15 protein-coding genes and 1 tRNA gene are annotated in these 18,862 nt (G+C 61.1%); 10 read left to right on the top strand and 6 right to left on the bottom strand.

The features are described 5' to 3' along the window. Nucleotides 1-609 precede the first annotated feature (609 nt). On the top strand, nt 610-729 hold the full coding sequence (locus H8R18_RS10010) for a PEP-utilizing enzyme (RefSeq protein WP_191071983.1): 120 nt from the start codon (nt 610-612) through the stop codon (nt 727-729). A gap of 449 nt (nt 730-1,178) precedes the next feature. Here H8R18_RS10010 and H8R18_RS07605 read toward each other — a convergent pair whose 3' ends face one another. Further along, complete coding sequence (locus H8R18_RS07605) at nt 1,179-1,967, bottom strand: hypothetical protein (RefSeq protein ID WP_191071440.1); 789 nt, start codon at nt 1,965-1,967, stop codon at nt 1,179-1,181. A 447-nt stretch (nt 1,968-2,414) separates the two neighbouring features. Between H8R18_RS07605 and H8R18_RS07610 the strand changes: the two genes are divergently transcribed. The 6 genes from H8R18_RS07610 to H8R18_RS07635 all read left to right on the top strand — a co-directional run bounded on the left by H8R18_RS07610 (nt 2,415) and on the right by H8R18_RS07635 (nt 12,053). Then, on the top strand, nt 2,415-3,704 hold the full coding sequence (locus H8R18_RS07610; protein ID WP_194189227.1) for a hypothetical protein: 1,290 nt from the start codon (nt 2,415-2,417) through the stop codon (nt 3,702-3,704). 133 nt (nt 3,705-3,837) lie between these two features. Beyond that, a complete protein-coding gene (locus tag H8R18_RS07615; protein ID WP_194189228.1) occupies nt 3,838-5,130 on the top strand; it encodes an ATP-binding cassette domain-containing protein in 1,293 nt (430 codons plus the stop codon). A 578-nt stretch (nt 5,131-5,708) separates the two neighbouring features. Continuing rightward, the gene (locus H8R18_RS09640) at nt 5,709-6,407 is read left to right on the top strand and encodes a type I restriction-modification system subunit M N-terminal domain-containing protein (RefSeq protein ID WP_194189229.1); all 699 of its coding nucleotides are present in this window, start codon (nt 5,709-5,711) and stop codon (nt 6,405-6,407) included. After that, on the top strand, nt 6,371-7,759 hold the full coding sequence (locus H8R18_RS07625; RefSeq protein ID WP_194189230.1) for an HsdM family class I SAM-dependent methyltransferase: 1,389 nt from the start codon (nt 6,371-6,373) through the stop codon (nt 7,757-7,759). The genes H8R18_RS09640 and H8R18_RS07625 overlap by 37 nt, the downstream gene beginning before the upstream one ends. Then, complete coding sequence (locus H8R18_RS07630; RefSeq protein ID WP_191071442.1) at nt 7,759-9,066, top strand: restriction endonuclease subunit S; 1,308 nt, start codon at nt 7,759-7,761, stop codon at nt 9,064-9,066. Before H8R18_RS07625 ends, H8R18_RS07630 begins: the two co-directional genes overlap by 1 nt. Continuing rightward, nucleotides 9,066-12,053, top strand: a complete 2,988-nt coding sequence (locus tag H8R18_RS07635) for a type I restriction endonuclease subunit R (protein WP_191071443.1) — start codon at nt 9,066-9,068, stop codon at nt 12,051-12,053. Before H8R18_RS07630 ends, H8R18_RS07635 begins: the two co-directional genes overlap by 1 nt. 94 nt (nt 12,054-12,147) lie before the next feature. Here the strand turns inward: H8R18_RS07635 and H8R18_RS07640 are convergent. Beyond that, nucleotides 12,148-12,221 (bottom strand) — tRNA-Gly (locus tag H8R18_RS07640). Nucleotides 12,222-12,313: 92 nt separating this feature from the next. Between H8R18_RS07640 and H8R18_RS07645 the strand changes: the two genes are divergently transcribed. The 3 genes from H8R18_RS07645 to H8R18_RS07655 are packed head-to-tail and all read left to right on the top strand — an operon-like array spanning nt 12,314 to nt 14,695. Further along, a complete protein-coding gene (locus H8R18_RS07645; RefSeq protein WP_191071444.1) occupies nt 12,314-12,736 on the top strand; it encodes an NUDIX domain-containing protein in 423 nt (140 codons plus the stop codon). 48 nt (nt 12,737-12,784) lie between these two features. After that, entirely contained in the window at nt 12,785-13,507 is a 723-nt protein-coding gene (locus H8R18_RS07650) for a TetR/AcrR family transcriptional regulator (RefSeq protein WP_191071445.1), read from the top strand. Nucleotides 13,508-13,564: 57 nt separating this feature from the next. Beyond that, a complete protein-coding gene (locus H8R18_RS07655) occupies nt 13,565-14,695 on the top strand; it encodes a variant leucine-rich repeat-containing protein (protein WP_191071446.1) in 1,131 nt (376 codons plus the stop codon). Between the two features lie 63 nt (nt 14,696-14,758). Here the strand turns inward: H8R18_RS07655 and H8R18_RS07660 are convergent, their stop codons facing one another. From H8R18_RS07660 to ilvN, 4 genes are all read right to left on the bottom strand, one after another. Next, on the bottom strand, nt 14,759-15,808 hold the full coding sequence (locus tag H8R18_RS07660; RefSeq protein ID WP_191071447.1) for an aspartate-semialdehyde dehydrogenase: 1,050 nt from the start codon (nt 15,806-15,808) through the stop codon (nt 14,759-14,761). Beyond that, entirely contained in the window at nt 15,805-17,118 is a 1,314-nt protein-coding gene (locus H8R18_RS07665) for an aspartate kinase (protein WP_194189231.1), read from the bottom strand. The genes H8R18_RS07660 and H8R18_RS07665 overlap by 4 nt, the downstream gene beginning before the upstream one ends. 198 nt (nt 17,119-17,316) lie before the next feature. Continuing rightward, nucleotides 17,317-18,342 (bottom strand): ketol-acid reductoisomerase, encoded by a 1,026-nt coding sequence (ilvC, locus tag H8R18_RS07670; RefSeq protein ID WP_191071449.1) that lies wholly within the window; start codon nt 18,340-18,342, stop codon nt 17,317-17,319. After that, complete coding sequence (ilvN, locus tag H8R18_RS07675; RefSeq protein WP_191071450.1) at nt 18,335-18,859, bottom strand: acetolactate synthase small subunit; 525 nt, start codon at nt 18,857-18,859, stop codon at nt 18,335-18,337. The genes ilvC and ilvN overlap by 8 nt, the downstream gene beginning before the upstream one ends. Nucleotides 18,860-18,862 lie beyond the last annotated feature (3 nt).

Raw genomic sequence — 18,862 nt, forward strand, 5'->3', positions numbered from 1 at the left:
CGATTCTGCGTCGTTCATTGACAATCACCTCCTTCACGCGGTATGTCGACCCTACCACACCTGTTGCGGCGGTCACATCTAATTCGATGGAAACTTAGGTGCCAGTCTGGGTCACGCGGCGTGGATGCGACTGTGGTCGGCAATCGACTCCACTCCGACCTGCCACAAGCGTCCCAGACGCGTCTGTCATCGGAGCCGATGGCAAGCCTGCTCACTCCAGATGATGCCCCTCCGCTGCAGATCTTCTCGGGCGGCCTGTCACTCTCGGCCTAGTACGTTCTTCTCCAGCAGCACGATGATGCATTTGATTGCTGCGTGTGCCCAGAGGCTTTCACTTGGTCCATCGCACTCGCGCGTCTGCCCCACATGCGACAAGTCAGCAAGTTTTTCAGCAGGTTCGGGCAGACTTGTTGCCCGAGATCTGGACCTCAAACTGGCGCGAGCGAACCCCTGGCACATATACGTTCACGCGTGATCGCTCATACACATGCTCGCCGAGCGTCTCGTCGTTTTGGGAGACGTAGACCGCAGTGACGGGGCGAAGACGCTGACCTTCGACGAGATTGCCGATGCGCTTGAAGGAAGAATCACGGCAGACGACGCGCGGCGATCGTCGCCCGCGAGTATGGCATTCCCGCCGTCATGGGAACACGCACCGCGACGTCACGCATCGCCGATGGGCAAACGATCACCGTGGACGGCACGAAGGGAACGGTCTTACTGGGCTAAGAACTAGAAAATCGCTGCGTCCCTGAGCTTGAGACCGGGCGCGGCGGAGCCCCGACGGATTGACCTAATCGTCTTCGTCGTCGTCAAGCGTTGCGAGCCAATGCCTAATGTCCGCTTCCACTTCGCTACGCGTGGGCAGAGGACTGAGATACAGCCGGAGCGTCGCCACATAGTATTCCCACCTCGTCGTCGCGCGGACGAGAGCGTGCGAGCCGTATCCAGCCGGCAGGTATTCGCTGGGGCAATTGATCCACTCGACGTCAGCATTAAACGGAGACACATGCGCGACGAACCGGCGTCCATCGATGTTGAGCCGATAGGTACGCCACCGCTCCCAGGGCCATCTCACCCTCAAAGTTCTTATCACCACAAAACTCCTATCGATCACGATTCGCCGAGCCTCCGTCTGCGCCGGTTGCGCGGTCCACCCTCAACTTTGAGATCCCGCCTCACTTCGGCACGTCTGGCGAGTACGCTACCCCTTGATTGAGCGTCCCCATGTAGGTCTTGCCTCTCAGCCCGCCATAGTCATGTTCAGCCGGCGACACGAGCGGGATCTCAATACGGGTTCTATATGCGGATTTTCGCGTCTCGTACTCCGGATTTAGTCTCCACTCCCCCATCGGATCAATTTCCCACGATCCCAGAACGACGTGACAGCCACGCAGCACCGCGAGAAGATGCCTCACGTGGCGCCGCTTCTCTACCGCAACGTTCCACCACTTTGTCGCGCGAGCAGCAAATTCTTCACCGCTGTGCCCTCCGAAAGGCGAGGGCATGCCTCTGACCTCATCTGGCGAAATGGGCACGATAAGCGTATTCGTGAGCTCATCCTGCCTAACCTCTCCGCTCTTCACGAATATCGCCGGACTGAGGTATTTCGTAGATTGTGTGCTCTGGATGTTGGTCAGGTGAACCGTCCCACGCGAGCCAGACACCCCCTCACGAGAAGCGCCTTCACCTTGCTCCGCGATCTCTTCCCAGTCTTCCCGTTCGACCATGACGTCCCTGCCAGCGAAAACTGCCACGTGGATGGCAACAGCCTCAGCTATGAGGGCGTCGCGTCGTGTCGAAAAGCGCCGACTCGTCTGCCGAATGAGCGTTCCCGGCTGCTCCCGAAGCTCCTCGGCCACTGGGTTGCATCCTTGAAACACTCGCCCCATGCTCTCACAGATGCCCACATATAGCGCCTTGCTCTCGGCGTTTTCGTACAGGTAGAGCCACGCTTTGTCACTCATGATGGACCTCTCAGCTACCGACGTTGGGAGCGCATGTTTCCCTCTTTTTACCACGCTGGCCTGCTCCAGTGGCGCGCACGCGCTCAGCATCGGCCAGCGAATTCGCCCCACCAGCAAGGTGCTCGGCCAGGCGCGCGATAGATGGAGCAGCTGCGACCAATGTAGCGGGAGAACAGACGACAAAGCCGGGCGTTTGACCTCGATCTGGCCTGATAACATGCCGAGATATAACCAACGACACGAAAGTACCGGTACGTGTTGACAGTACACAACGATGAGTATCTAAACAGACCGAATATCCCTCACATCGCTTCCACGAACGACGCTTTCATTGAGCAGCTATACGAGCGCTATCGGCGACTGGTAACGCGCGTGCCGCGACAGCTTCGGTGGCTCGCTCTCGTCCTCGCGCCCATAGGGCTTAGCTTCGTGGTGGCCGTAGCTGGCTTGGTCGTCGTTGCCGCCGGCATCGTCATCACGCTGGGCATCAACCATGTGACCAGCGGCGAGTCTGTCTCGGTAGGCACGGCGTGGCTCCTTGCCCTAGCTTTCGTGGCCGAGAGCGTCGGATATATCGTGGAAGAGCGCCAGGAATTACTTCTCATGGTCGCAGTACGGCAACTCACGTATCGCCGATTTCGTAGTGTCTTCGCGAGGTCTCGTCCCTCGCTTGAGGTACGTGGACACGTCCTGACCTACCCGGCACAGATCAGCCAATTTGCGTTCATTGTCGACGGCGCGGTCTCAACAGTCCAGATCATTGCATTTCTGGTCATGTCGCTCACGCTGTACGGAGTCGGCGGCGCTATCGCCGTGTTACTCATCGTCGGCCTCGCCCTCGTCGGGATTCGCCTCATCACTCTCATCGGTCGACTATGGAAACAGTACGTCAACCTCGAAGGAGAGCGCCGCCGCTGGATTCAACGGGTAGCTGACGCGTTACCACGCGGACGCCTGATCCCGAGCTGGGACTCGGCGCTCGATACGATCACACACATCAGAAACAAGGAAGAGCACGTCCTACGCCGGCGGGTACTTCTACAGGTGATAAACGGATTCGTCGACCGTAGTGCGCTCACCATCACATTAGCTATCGTTGCCATTCTTGCCTGGACAATATGGCCTGACACGCGTTTCGGCCTGGGCATCATTCTCGCCGCACGTTACCTATACGGTGCGGTGCAAAGCAATCTCACCAACTATCGAATCATTCGCCTTGCGGTTCCGATGATGCGAGAGCTTGACAGCCTTGAAGCTGCGCCAAAGCGAGAAAACGGCACGTCTGATCCTGCCAATCGGCCAACTCAGCCCGTGGAAGTGCTACTCGCCGATTCCGACCGCGCCACCTTGCTCCGCACATCAGCCGTTCCTCCCGAATGCGCGTTCGTGCCCCACAACCCGCAGTTATCTCAATCAGTGTTGTCTGCATGGCGAGCCTCAGCGACCACCGACGACCTATCCCGCTTCACCAACCTCGCCGCAGCGATGGCTCTGCCAGGAGAGGTGGTTGAGCGACTTTGGCAAGATGCAAACACTCTGTCCTCCGGCGAACGCCACCGTGCCGCCGTGGCCCTTGTCATGACGGAGGCACCAGAATGGCTCATTCTTGATGAGACTTTCTCGGCGCCCGATCCCGCCACACGCGATCTCGTCGCCAAAGTCGTCTTGTCGCATGTTCCCGCGTGCACGATCATCACCAGCTCGGAGGAGTACATCCCTGCGTATCTCGCCTGGTGAAGGAACGGCTGGATCGCCTCGGCACGGTCAACAGGCACCTGCTCCACGAGGAAACCACAGCGAATCCGCCAACGCTGCTCCACCGCCCACCCTGCCGGACCCCGAGCGGAAACGCGCCACATTTCGGCGCTCCGTGGAATTGCTCTTTGGACCGCATATCGTCGTGATCTCCCTGGGTGCCCTCCTCCTCGCGGGGTCGGAGGTGCTTTTCGCCCTCAGCGTTGCTGGAAACGATCGGCTCTCGTTCCGCACAGCTTGCGCTGCCGGCGTATGCGCGGCGGCATCCCTGCTGGGATCTCTTATGTTCTTTTTCCCGGTCTATCGCGTCCCCATCGCGCGGTTAAGCGAGCTTCACAGCGGCCTCATCCACAGGATTGACCGATTCGCGCGCCCGCAAACGAGCGGCGCCGTCGTCGGGCGACTCGGTGAAGACTTCTCAGAGCTGCAAATGTCGGTGCCGCAGGCCCTCGGGGCGGTCCTCATCGTCGTCGTACAAACTCTCATGCTCATTGCAGGTGCTGTGGCAGGTGCCCCACCCCTCATCATCGTTGTAGCAGCCGTCATGCCGCTGTCGGCGCTCGCTATGAGGCAGGGCGCAAAGCGAATGATGCCCGCAGCCACAATCGCCGCAAACCGGCGTGGCGACTTCCTTGGTGCGGTCGGGACCCAAGCAGGCTTGCACAGCGCGCCCGTGAGCAACGGACTCCGACATGCCGGCGAACTGGCCTACAACAACTGCGAAGGCAGCTATTGGGCTGCATCGGTCAACCAAGCTAACGCCTACACATATCGAACGGTCCTCATACAGTCATTAACTCTCGCGCTTAACGTCTTCGCAGTATTTTTTGCCACAACGTCGAGCGGACCTCATTCCCTCATTGCTCCCGCCGCGGTCATTTTCTTCAGCCTCACCCTTGCTTCTGGCATTCAGTCAACAGTAGAAACCTTGCAACGGGTTGGCGTACTTGGACTCACCGCGGAGCGCGTGCGGCTCCTTGAAAACTTCCACGTTAACTCGACATACCCGCCGGTACGCCATCACGACCTCGATCGCGTTTATAAGGCAATCCGGGCAGGCGACACGCTCGTCGCTCTCATCGGGTCCACTGGAGCGGGCAAATCGGTGCTGCTCGACGCCCTGTGCCGTCGCCTCCCCGACAGCGAGGTCGCGCTCATTCCCGATGTCGATCCATTCGCGCCAGACGACGCGAACGCAAGCGGTCTGAACCTGGCTCGCACTGAAACACTGTCGGGCGCAGCGCAGCTCCTTCTCTTGGACGAGACTTTCAAAAATCTCACTGCGCGCCAAGAACGTGCCGAGCTCGAATCGCTCGCCAAGCAGCTCAAGAATAACGGCAAGCAATCCGTGGTCGTTCTCCACTCCCGCTCAAACCTCGACTGTTTCGACACGGTGGTGAATATCTAGACATTTGAGTGCCGCCACACTCACACATTCCCCTCATTCATACTGTCACAACCGGCACACCATCTCGACAATAGGCAATTCAAGGATCTGAAGCGCTCGCGCGCCAAACTAAATTGCGTACTTTTAGGCTGGCGCACCGCGCGGGCGATGCGCCAGCCGCCGCCCCTCACAAGAATCTTGCCCTATCCGACGTTTCAGCCGCCGGCGCTAATCACTAACAGTCACATCGCGGCCTGACGACCCAACACCCGTGAGAACGAGGAGCACCGTATCGCGGTAGACGCTCGGACGAGGGACACCGCCGATCCGAGGAGCGACGCACCGGCCGTCGAGGGCTCGGGCTTGGTAAGCTGACGGAACCTGTGCGAGCACTATGGAGGCAATGGTGACCAAACGACGAAAGGTCCCGATGCGTCACATCAACATCGGCGATCTGTCGCGCGGCTGGGCATCTCTCCTGGTCAGAGCGGCTGCTGAGAAGGACGAGTCCGCCTACGTACTGCGTCCGGCAAACCGACCGCAGTACTGATCTCCCATGAGCGCTACGAACGACTGACGGATTCAAGGAATCGACCCAAGTGAGCACTGAAAAACCAACGAGCCATGTGTCGCTGATCTGGAACATCGCGGAGATCCTCCGTGGCGACTACAAGGAACACGAGTACGGCGACGTGATCCTGCCCTTCACCGTGCTGACCCGGCTCGATTCGGTTTTGGTCGACACCAAACAGGCGGTCTTAGACATCAAGGCCACCCCGGTTCCGTCGCAGATCAAGGAATTGCAGTACGCGAAGGCAACCGGTTACCCGTTTTGGAACACCTCGAACTTCACCCTCAAAACGTTGCTCGACGATGCAGACAACCTTGAGCAGAACCTCGCCTACTACGTGCAGGCGTTCGCGCCTGCCGCCCGCGAGGTGATGGAGGCCTACAACTTCTACAACGTGATCGAACGCCTCGACAAGGCCGGTCTGCTCTATCACGTGCTCAGCGAGTTCACCTCCGCGAAGGTCAACTTCCATCCCGACGTCGTCAGCAACAATCAGATGGGCTACATCTTCGAAGAGCTCATCCGCCGATTCTCGGAATTATCCAACGAGACTGCCGGCGAACACTTCACCCCGCGTGAGGTCATCAGCCTGATGGTCAATCTCTTGTTCAATCCCGAAGACGACATCAACCGGCTGTGCGCAAACGGAGCTATGGCTTCGCTGTACGACCCGGGGTCGGCACCGGCGGCATGCTCTCCGTCGCCGCCCAGCACGTCGCTGACCTGAACAGCTCCGCGCGCCTCGAGGTGTACGGCCAAGAGCTCAACCCGCAAACCTACGCGGTCGCCAAGTCCGACATCATGATCAAGGGCGAACGCCAAGAACGCATCTACTTCGGCAACTCGTTGACGAGCGACAAGACAGCGGAGATGCAGTTTGACTACATGCTGTGCAATCCGCCCTTCGGCGTGAACTGGAAGAAGTACGCCGACCCGATTATTGAAGAGGCCGATCGCAAGGGGTACCAGGGGCGCTTCGGCGCGGGAACGCCGCGTGTTTCCGACGGCTCATTCCTCTTCTTGCAGCACATGATCTCCAAGATGAAGCCCTACAAGGCCAACGACCTCGTGAATGCCCCGGGCACGCGGATCGGGATCGTGTTCAACGGCTCACCCCTGTTCACGGGGGGGGCAGGACAGGGTGAATCAGAGATCCGCCGGTGGATTCTGGAAAACGACTGGCTGGAAGCGATCATCGCGCTGCCCGACCAGATGTTCTACAACACCGGCATTCTCACCTACATCTGGGTGCTGTCGAACAAGAAGGAGCGCCGCCGCCAAAACAAGGTGCAACTGATCGATGCGACTAGTCGTTTCCAGCGGATGCGCAAACCGCTGGGCGAAAAACGCAAGGAACTCACCGACGACGACATCGCCGACATCACTCGAATCTATGGGGCGTTCCAGGAAACCGACGAGTCAAAGATCTTCGACACCGAGGACTTCGGCTACCACGAAATCGTTGTCGAACGCCCACTACGACTGAGCTTCCAAGCCACGCCAGAGGCGATTGACGCTCTCCGGCAGGCGAAGCCGTTCACGGACCTCGCTACCTCGAAGAAGCGAACCGAGTCAGCGCGCACCGAGCAAATCGAAACAGGTAGGCGGGTGCAGGACGCCATCATCGCCACCCTCGAAACGCTCGACCCTGAACGGCTGTATCTCAACCGGAGCGAGTTCAGCAGCCTCCTCCGCGACGGCATCAAGGCCCGTGGCGAGAAGATCGGCATCGCGGCGCTACGAAAGATCGTCGCTGAACTTGGCACAAAGAACCCTGACGCGGACATCTGCGTGGACGCGAAAGGCAACCCGGAGCCAGATCCGGATCTTCGCGACACCGAGCAGATCCCCTTGCGTGAGGATATCGACGCCTACTTCCAGCGAGAGGTCATCCCCTACGCGCCAGATGCCTGGATCGACCGCGACAAGACCAAGATCGGCTACGAGATCCCCTTCACCCGCTACTTCTACACATACGAAGAGCTGGGTGACCCGGTAGAGACCCTTGCTGAGATCCAGGCCCTATCCGCGCAGATCCAGGCTGACATCGCCAAGCTGTTCAGTGAGCAGGTGAAGTGATGACGGATCTGCGAGACCTGCACACTAAATCAGTTGTTTCTACCTTCGTTAACGAGTTTCCTAACGAATGGGAGATTACGGCTTTAAGGAATATCTGTCACCTGCACACAGGTTCAACTCCACCAAAAACCGAAGCTCGATACTGGGGCGATGGATTTAACTGGTTTTCTTCAAAGGACTTGAAGTCTTTAAAGATATCGAGATCCCTCGATCAGGTGACCGGCGATGCAGTGAAAGAATGCGGCCTATCGCTACACCAACCAGGCACCCTTGTAGCCTGTTTTCGGTCCGGCATACTTCGCCACACGTTCCCAGTAGCTCTGGCGACAGAGCCGTTTACGATAAATCAAGACTTGCGCGCCCTGAGTTTAGATAACAGGCGTTTGGCGGAGTATATCCTGTATTACCTAACCGGCATGAACGATCACGTGCTTCGTTCATGTCTGAAAGTCGGCGCTACTGTCGAGAGCGTCGAGACAAAATGGTTCCTGGATTTCCCCGTCCCGATCCCTCCACAAAAAGAGCAAGATGACATCGTCAAATATCTTGACTCCAAGACGGCTGAGATTGATGGGTTGGTGTCGAAACTGGAGCGTGAGCGTGAGCTGCTGGAGCGCTACCGGCGGGAGCTGATCGCCCACACCGTCACCCGCGGCCTCAACCCCGGCGCGCCCACACGCGACAGCGGCATCGAATGGATCGGTAAGATACCTTCGGCTTGGCGAGAAGACTCTCTCAAGTCAATGCTGCGCAGGATCAGCATCAGGAACAAGCCAGAGCGTCGTGTTCTATCCGTCGAGCGAGTGAATGGGGTCGTGGATCGAGAGACCGAGGGATCACCGGATAATCACAACCGGCTACCGGACGATCTGAGTAGATATTTGGCAGTGGATCGCGGTCAGTTCGTCATGAATAAAATGAAGGCGTGGCGTGGATCTTATGGGGTTTCCCGACTCGACGGAATCGTAAGCCCGGCATATTACGTGTTTGCGCTAAACCACCCCAATCCCGATTTCTTCAACTGGGCGATTAGGTCGGACGCATACGTGCCGTTCTTTGGTCGAGACTCCTATGGGATCAGAACAGACCAATGGGACTTCAAGTTGTCTACGCTTTCCTCAATGCCGTTCTTTTCTCCACCGATCGACGAACAGCAGGAAATCGCTAATTATCTTGACGAGAAGACATCCGATATCGACTCGACCGTTGCAGGCATCAACAGGCAGATCGAGTTGTTGGGACGGTACCGCAAGCAAGTCATCAACGATGCCGTGACCGGCAAGATTCGTGTGGGAGAGGTGGCGTGATGGATACGTCCGAGCGCAGGTTTGAAGACGAGATCGAGTACTGGCTGACTCACGCTGGCGCTTCCGAGTATGACTGCTATGAGTCGCGTGACCGGCGTGACTATAACAAGGAGCTTGGTCTCTATCCGGACGACCTCCTGGATTTTGTGCGTGAGACGCAGCCACAGCAGTGGGAACGCCTGGAACGGATCCACGGGATGAAGGCTGGCGATAAGTTCTGCAAACGCGTGGCCCGCGAGCTGGATCGGCGTGGCGTGGTCGAGGTGCTGCGCCGCGGTGTGGAGGATCTGGGTGCACGCTTCAAGCTGGTGTACTTCGCGCCGGGTTCGGACTTGAACGAAATGTTGGCGGAGAAGTATTGGGCCAACCGGATGACGATTGTGCGCCAGCTGCGTTACTCGACGAAGAACGACAACTCTGTCGACACCGTGCTGTTCGTCAACGGTATCCCGGTGGTGACGTTGGAGTTAAAGAACCAACTGACCGGGCAGACCTATCGGAACGCGATTGACCAGTACAAGCGCTCCCGTCCAGCCTCTGAGGTGTTGTTTGGGGTGAACCGCCGCGCGGTGGTGCACTTCGCCGTTGATACTGACGAGGCCTGGATGACCACGAAGCTCGCCGGTATGGACACAGTGTTCCTCCCGTTCAACCGTGGCTTTAACAATGGTGCCGGCAACCCGCCAGTGGCAGGTAAGTACAAGACGTCCTACCTGTGGGAAGAGGTGCTGGCGAAGGATTCCCTGCTCGACATCCTGCACAGGTTCGTCCAGTTCGTCCCGCACAAGCACGATTCCCGCAAAGATAAGCTGATCTTCCCGCGTTACCACCAGCTCGACGCCGTGCGCGCACTCGTGGCCGACGCGAAAAGCCACGGCGCGGGGAAGAACTATCTGGTGCAACATTCGGCTGGATCAGGCAAGTCGAACACCATCGCCTGGCTCGCCCATCACCTGTCGAACCTGCACGATGAACAGCAGCGGGCAGTGTTCGACTCGATCATTGTCATCACCGATCGGCGCGTCCTCGATAAGCAGCTACAAGACACGATTTACGCGATGGATCACACCGCTGGCGCCGTGGTCAAGGTCGACAAGGACGCCCGCCAACTCACCGACGCGCTAGCCGATGGCGTAAAGATCATCATCTCCACGCTACAGAAATTCCCATTCGTTGATGTCAGCCAGATTGCCACCACTGGGAAGCGGTTCGCTGTGATCGTCGACGAGGCGCATTCGTCGCAAACCGGTGAAGCGTCGGAAAAGCTCAAGCAGGTGCTCGCCGATACGGCCACGGCTGGCAAGGAGTCTGAGGAGGACCTGCTCGATCGCTACGCGGCGGCCGAGGCTCAGGTGGAGGCCGAGCAGCTTGAGATTGACGAGCAGATTGCCCAGGAGCTGCGTACACAGGGTCGCCAGCCGAACCTGTCGTTCTTTGCCTTCACCGCGACTCCGAAGCAGAAGACTCTAGAGATCTTTGGTACCCCTGTGCCCGATGGGACCCCGGTCCCGTTCCACGTGTATTCGATGCGGCAGGCGATCGAAGAGGGATTCATCCTCGACGTGCTCAAAAACTACACCACCTACAAGACCTTTTACCGGGTCGGGAAAACTATCACCGAAGATCCGGAGTACTCCACGAAGCAAGCCAACAAGGCGCTCGGCAAGTACCTGAGCCTGCACCCCTATAACCTGCGGCAGAAGGCCGAGATCATCATCGAACACTTTCGCGCCAACGTCGCCCACAAGATCGGCGGTAATGCGAAAGCCATGCTGGTCACCGGCTCGCGCCTGCACGCGGTGCGCTACTACTTCGCCTTCCGCGACTACATCACACAGAGGGGATACGCGGATCTTGGCGTGCTCGTGGCGTTCTCGGGCACAGTCGAGGACCAGGGCGCGGAGTGCACCGAGGAACAGCTCAACCAGATCCCCGAAGCCGAGCTGCCGGAGAAGTTTGCCACTGGCGAGTACCAGCTGCTGCTCGTGGCCGAGAAGTATCAGACGGGCTTCGATCAGCCGCTGCTGCACACCATGTACGTGGACAAGAAACTGCACGGGGTCAAAGCGGTGCAGACGCTGTCGCGGATCAACCGGATGCATCCGGGCAAGACCGACACGTTCGTGCTCGACTTCGTCAACACTGCCGAGGAGATCCAAAAGTCGTTCCAGGACTATTACATCTCTACCGGGATCACCGAGGAGACCGACCCGAACATCGTCTACGACCTCTATCATTCCCTCGCTTCCTACCACTTGTGGACGGACAAGGAGATCGAGGGCTTTACCAAGGTGTTCTTCACCGAGTCGAAAAAGCAAACGAACCTCGACTTTAGTCGCCTCAACGCCTACCTCGACCCAGCCGTCGCACGTTTCAACCAACTTGCCGATGACGAGAAGCTCGAGGTGCGGGCGCGGATGAACAAGTTCAACCGCAACTACGACTTCCTGACCCACATCATCCGCTACGACGACAAACGACTTCACCGGTTCGCCGCTTATGCCAAGCTCCTCGTGCGCAAGCTCCGTATCGAGGGCGATCCCGCTCCACACCTGGAAGGCGAAGTCGCGCTACAGTACTACCGGCTCCAGCAGGTCTATGAAGGCTCGATTGACCTGGCTGACAAGCACGGGGAACTGTCGAACAATCCCGACACCGGTGGCGCGAGCGAGGACGAAACGGACAACCTGTCTAACATCCTGGCCAAGCTCAACGACCGCTGGGGTACCGAGTTCACCCATATGGACAAGGTCATCGAGCAGCTCACCGAAGACATGGTCGAAGACGCCGAGGTCAAGTCGCGCGCCCACAACTCGCTCGACATGTTCTCCATCGTCTACGCCGAACGCATCCAAGACATCGTGCTCGACCGGATGAACCAAAACCAGGACTTCGCCATCAAGTACCTGTCAGATCGACAGTTCAAAGCCGATGTGGATCGAGTCCTGCTGCCCCTCATTCACGCACGCCTCAACCACAAGGAGTAGACGAGACGGGAAGACTTGCCCGCCGCCGCGGGCCGTCCCCGTCCAGCGCCAACGCTCCGAAGCAACCAGGGACTTATCAAATGCGACGTGAAAGTGGAGCGGGTGACGGGAGTCGAACCCGCCTCTACAGCTTGGGAAGCTGTCGTTCTACCGATGAACTACACCCGCGAGGGGCATCCATTCGCGACGAATGAACGTGGCCAGTGTAACCGCAGGACGCCACTGCGGCCAAACCGACGCCGGGGCGATAGGATCCCGTCGTGTCTCGCCTCATCGTCGCCGCCATCATCACCGGCCCTGCCGACACGGTACTGGCGTCCGCTCGGGCCTACCCACCAGATTTAGCGGGCCGCTACGAGTTTCCCGGCGGCAAGGTCGAACCCGGCGAGGACGCCGCAACGGCGCTGAGGCGCGAACTCGCCGAGGAACTGTGTGTCTGCGCGCAGATCGGCCCAGAGCTCGCCAACCCCGACCGCGCGGACGGGTTATGGCCGATCCTCGAGGGACGCGACATGCGCGTGTTGTGGGCACGCATTCCCGAGGGCGCAGAGCCAGCCGTGACGGCAGCGCACCTGCATCACGTCTGGCAACCGCGCACGCACCTAGCCGACCTCGACTGGCTGGCTCCCGACCTGCCCATCGCACGGTTGATCGCCCGCAAGTCCCCGCCAAACGTCCCATAGCGTCGCGACGAGCAGGCGGGGTCTGTCAGAAACTGACATGATGGGGCCATGCCGAAAATCATCGGGCAGAACCTCGCCGATCACCGTCAGCAGATCCGCGAGCGCCTCTTCACCGCGCTGGGCGACCTGCTGCACGAGCGCTCGTTTCAGTCGCTGACGATGGCCGAGATTGCGGCCGCGGCGGGTGTCGGGCGCACGGCGGTGTATAACCACTTCGACGATAAAGAGTCGCTGCTGTTGGCGTTTATGAGTTACGAGACGCGACGCTATTCGTCTCATCTGCGCGAGTGTCTGGCCGGCATCGATGATCCGTTGCAGAAACTGCGGGTCTACATCCGCGAACAGCTCATTCTTGGCGCCACCTATCACCTCACGCCCGAGACGAACCTGCGTCAGCAGGTGTCGACGCGGACCATTCAGGAGCTGTCGTCGCACGGGCACGAGATCGAGAACGTACTGTCCCACATCCTTGAGGAGGCGATGGCGGCCCGGGTGATCCCTACCCACAACCTCATGGTGTGCATTTCGCTGGTTAACGGGTGTTTGGCCGGGCGTCGGATGCCCAGCGATCTCGAGGCGCGCGAATACCTCATCCAGGCCATCCAGGCGTTCATTCTTCGCGGGCTTGGCGTCGCTGCGTCTGCCGCTCCCTTACCCGATGCCCGGGCAATTCTGGGCCATCCCGTCGCCATCACGCAGTCGCCGTTCGCGCCCGCCGAATCCGATGCCGCCTTGACGATGGGTATCTGTCCCGTGCATCAGCCCGCCTGATGCCGTGCTGCCCGGTGCGCGGTTAGGCTTGGGAGAAACCGACGGGAAAGGGTGAGCATGAGCCTTCACGACGACCTGCGCCGCGCAGGCGACCCCACGACGCCGCTCACGCAGCTTCAATATCTGGCGCAGAATGTCCCCGAGACTCGCCCGATTGTCGCGGCCAACCCGTCTACCTATCCGGCGTTGCTTGACTGGCTCGCCGAATTCGAGGACCCCGACATTCACGCCGCCTTGGCCTCGCGCAAGTCCCCCGCACCCCGCGAGGCCATCAGTGCCGACATCGCTGAGGCCACGGCGTCCGGCGGCGACCGGACAGAGAGCATGCCGACGCAGACCGGCGACGATGGGCCGGTGGAGGAGGCCGCGGAGAGCGCCACCGACACTGATACGGAAGCTGCGCCTGCCTGGGATCAGGATCGTCGCCGCTGGCATCCCCTTACGCCATCCCAATCTCAGGCACACGCCGGGCAGGGCGATGCGCGCGGACGAGTGCGGACGAATTCCGACGATCGGCCGTTTACGCGCAAACCCGCCGGTATCGCCGCCATCGTCATTGGCGCGATCCTCGTCATCGTCCTCGCCGTCGGTGCGGTCGGCGGCATCCTGTACGCAACGGGGCACCGCGATTCCGGGCTGGGCAAGGTCGTCGCGGACCTACTCGGCGACGACAGCCGCGACGGGGCGCGCATGCGCACGTCCAGCCCGGCCGACACCGACAACCCGGCGGCCGCCGATCGCGAGGGCAGCGAGGAGGCGGAGCAGTCGCTTGCCCGTCCCACGCAGCAGCGCGCGGTCAAGGAGTTCCCGACCCGCGATCCCGCCGCGGGCGTGCGCCCGGTTCCGCCGGCTGCCTACACCGACGTCACCCACTTCCAGGTCAACGACGGCGCTGTGACGTGCACGATCTCGTCGGCACAGGCCACCTGTCTCGTCGCGTCGACGACGCAGGACTACGGCAACAAGGGTGGCCCCCTGCGCCTGACCATCACGTCGGGCGGAGCCTTCACGATGACCGATGCCTCAAGCGAGGCTCCGGCGGCCGGAAACGCGGCGGTTCTCGCGCCGTCTGCGGCGGTTGCCCAGGGCAAGATCGCCTGCCAGTCCTCGGGCAGCAGCGTCGAATGCTGGGACGCCATGACCGGGCACGGCTTCACCGCCGGCGGCGGCACCGTCGGTCAGTTCTAGAACTCCAATAGGCGGTGCCCACCGTCCCTATCGGGATCGGTGGGCACCGCTTGCGATTATGACTTAGGCGCCGAGTTCCTTCGCCACCAATTCCGCCAGTTCGATCGCGTTGAGGGCCGCGCCCTTGCGCAGGTTGTCGCCGACGACGACGAACGCCAGCCCGCGATTGTTCGCGACCGCCTGGTCAATGCGGATGCGCCCGACGAAGGTGCCGTCGCGACCCGCGGCATCCAGCGGAGTCGGCACCTCGACGCGGGTCACGCCCGCCGCGGCGTCGAGCACCCGATAGGCCGTCTCGAGGTCGACCTCGCGCTCAAACTCGGCATTCACCGACACGAGGTGCGAGGTCAGCACGGGAATGCGGATGCACGTGCACGATGCCGCCAGGTCGGGCAGGTGCAGAATGCGCCGAGACTCGTTGCGCAGCTTCTGCTCCTCATCCGTCTCCTCGGACCCATCGTCGACGAACGATCCCGCCTGCGCCACCGCATTGAAGGCGATCGGGGCGACATAGGTCGAGGGTTCGGGGAACTGCACGGCCCGCCCATCGGTGACCAGGCCCCGCAGCTGCTCGGTATCGGCAGCACTGATGCCGCCGAGCAGTTCCTCGACGCCGGCGCGGCCCGAGCCCGACACGGCCTGATAGGTGGAGGCAATGACACGGCGCAGACCGAACGCGTCATGCAGAGCCTTGAGGCTCGGCATCGCGGCCATCGTCGTGCAGTTGGGATTCGCGATGATGCCCTTGGGGCGAGACGCAATGTCGCCAGGGTTGACCTCGGAGACGACGAGGGGGACCTCGGGATCCTTCCGCCACGCCGACGAGTTGTCGACGACGACCGCCCCCGCGGCGGCAAAGCGCGGCGCGTACTCGCGCGAGGCGGCACCGCCGGCCGAGAAGATCGCGATATCAATGCCGTTCAGGTCGGCGTCTGCCACGTCCTCGACGACGATCTGCTGACCCCGATACGTCACCACCTGGCCCGCCGAACGCGCACTCGAGAAGAACCGCATCCGGGTCGCCGGGAATTCCCGCTCGGCCAAAATCGCGCGCATGACGCGACCAACCTGGCCGGTCGCACCGACAATGCCAACACATAGATCCTTGCTCATCGTCCCGTCCCTCCGTACACAACAGCTTCCGTTTCCGACGCATCCAGCTGGAATTCGTGGTGCAGCGCGCGCACCGCCTCGTCCAGTCGATCGGCGTCGACAATGACCGAGATCCGCACCTCGGACGTCGAAATCATCTCGACGTTGACATTGGCCTTCGACAGCGCGTCAAAGAATCGCGCCGAAATACCCGGCGAGGTCCGCATGGCCGCGCCCACCAGCGAGAGCTTGCCGATGTCGGGGTTGTAGACGATTTCGCGATAGTCGAGGACGTCGCGCGCCTCCTCCAACCGGGCGAGCACGTCCTTAGCGTCACCGCTCTGGCACGTGAAGGTGATCGTCGAGCGCCCCGGCGTCGAGGCCGCGATGTTTTGGACGATCATGTCGATGTTCGCATCCGCCTTCGCCACCTGGCGGAAGAGTTCGGCGGCCGTACCCGGCTGGTCGGGCAGCCCGACGACTGTGATCTTTTCTTGGGAACGGTCGTGGGCGATCCCCGAAATAATCGGCTGTTCCATCTCGGTCTCCTTCGTAGTGAAACACTCGCTGGCCAGATACCCCGTCAGGCGCGGGGACGGATCGCAATCGGCAATCCACGTTCCCGGCTTATTCGAGAACGACGAGCGCACGTGCAGCGCGACCTTGTAGCGCCGAGCGAACTCGACGGCCCGCAGGTGCAGAATCTTGGCCCCGTTCGCCGCGAGCTCCAACGTCTCCTGATAGTCAAGGCGGCGCACCTGCCGCGCCAGCGGCACAATGCGGGGATCAGCGGTGAAGAGGCCGTCGACGTCGGTGTAGATCTCGCACACATCGGCGTGGAGGGCCGCCGCCAGCGCCACCGCCGTCGTATCGGATCCTCCACGTCCCAGTGTCGTCACGTCGCCGTTGTCGTTGACACCCTGGAACCCCGCGACAATCGCGACCGACCCCAGCTTGAGGGCGCGCGCGACGCGCTCGGGAACCATGCCGGTGATTGACGCCTTGCCATAGCGGGTATCGGTGTGGATACCCGCCTGGCGGCCCGTGTAGGCGTAGGCGGGCACGCCCAGCTTGGTGATGGCCATCGCCAGCAGCGACATGGAAATGCGCTCGCCGGCAGACAGAAGCATGTCCATCTCGCGCTTGGGCGCGTCCGGGTTCAACTCGGTCGCCATATCGACGAGGTCGTCCGTCGTGTCACCCATCGCCGAAACGACGACAACGACCTCGTGGCCGAGGCGATGCGCGTCGACGACGCGCTGGGCCACCCGCTTCAGCGCGTCGGTATCCGACACCGACGAACCGCCGAATTTCTGGACAATGAGAGCCATCAGCCGATCTCCTTACATGCGTTCGATTGGCTGGTCGACGTCCCCATCGTAGGGATACGCGCACATCGCGGCGCCGAACTGTCTACACTGTGGCGCCGTGTAACCGCTCTCACGCCACTGTGCCCACGTCGCGCATTCATACAGCGGCGGGGCGGCCACCGTATCGTGACCGCCCCGCCGCGCAGAATTCACGCGCGCTTAACGCTGTGCGTGACCTTCCTGGTAGTCGTCAGCCGCCTGGTTCCACGAGAACATCTTGCGCAGCTCGCGACCGACCTGCTCGATCGGGTGAGCCTCGCCCTTCTCGCGCAGCTGCGTGAACTCGGGAGCGCCCGCGTCCTGGTCGGCAATGAAGCGCTTGGCGAAGGTGCCGTCCTGGATGTCCGACAGGATGTCGCGCATCGCGGACTTCGTCTGGTCGGTGACGACGCGCGGACCCGACACGTAGTCGCCGTATTCGGCGGTGTCCGAGCACGACCAGCGCTGCTTGGTGATGCCGCCCTCGTTGATGAGGTCGACGATGAGCTTCAGCTCGTGGCACACCTCGAAGTAGGCGATCTCGGGCTGGTAGCCGGCCTCGGTCAGGGTCTCGAAACCAGCCTGAATGAGGTGGGAGACACCACCGCACAAGACGGCCTGCTCACCGAACAGGTCAGTCTCGGTCTCCTCGGTGAACGTCGTCTTGATGACGCCGGCACGCGTGGCGCCCAGGCCCTTGGCGTAGGCCTTCGTCAGCTCCCACGCCTCGCCCGAGGCGTCCTGCTCGACCGCGATGATCGCGGGCGTGCCGTAACCCGATTCGTAGGTGGCGCGGACCTTGTGGCCCGGGCCCTTCGGGGCGACGAGGCAGATGTCGTGGCCGGCCGACGGCTGAATGTAGTCGTAGCGGATGTTGAAGCCGTGGGCGAAGAAGATCGCGGCGTCCGGCTTGAGGTTCGGCTCGATCTGCTCGGCGTACAGGCTGCGCTGAACCTGGTCGGGCGCGAGGATCATGACGATGTCGCCCTCGGCGGTCGCCTCTTCGATGGAGCGGACCTCCAGGCCCTCTTCCTTGGCCTTGGCCACCGAGGACGAGCCCTCACGCAGGCCGACGACCACCTGGACGCCCGAATCGCGCAGGTTCAGGGCGTGGGCGTGCCCCTGCGAGCCGTAGCCGATGATGGCGACCTTCTTGTTCTTCAGCTTCGCCAGATCAGCATCCGGATCATAAAAGATGTCAGCCACGAGTGTTCTCCTTCAATTGGTCGGTTATGGAACGGGCCCCGCGCCCGATAGCGACGACGCCGGACTGGACGAGCTCGCTGACCCCGTAGGGTTCGAGCATATCCAGCAGAGCTTCGAGGGTTGCAGTCTCGCCCACCCCCTGGATCACCAGAGATTCGGGCTGCACGTCAACGACGTGGGCGCGGAACATCTCGACGATCGTCAAGATCTTCGACCGCGTCTTATCGTCCGCGCGCACCTTGACGAGGATGAGGCGGCGTTGCACCGACTGGTCCTTATCGAGGTCAACGACCTTGAGGACGTTGACGAGCTTGTTCAGCTGCTTGGTCACCTGCTCAAATGGCAGTGGTTCGGCCTGAACGGTGACGGTGATACGCGAAATTTCCTCGTGCTCGGTCTGGCCCACGGCCAGCGACAAAATGTTGAATCCGCGCCGGGTAAACAGAGCGGACACGCGCGAGAGCACGCCGGGCTTGTTCTCGACGAGCACGGACAGGGTGTGACGGTTATCGGGCATCGC

Origin of the sequence: Nanchangia anserum, assembly GCF_015240065.1 — a bacterium.
Taxonomy (GTDB): Bacteria; Actinomycetota; Actinomycetes; order Actinomycetales; family Actinomycetaceae; genus Nanchangia; species Nanchangia anserum.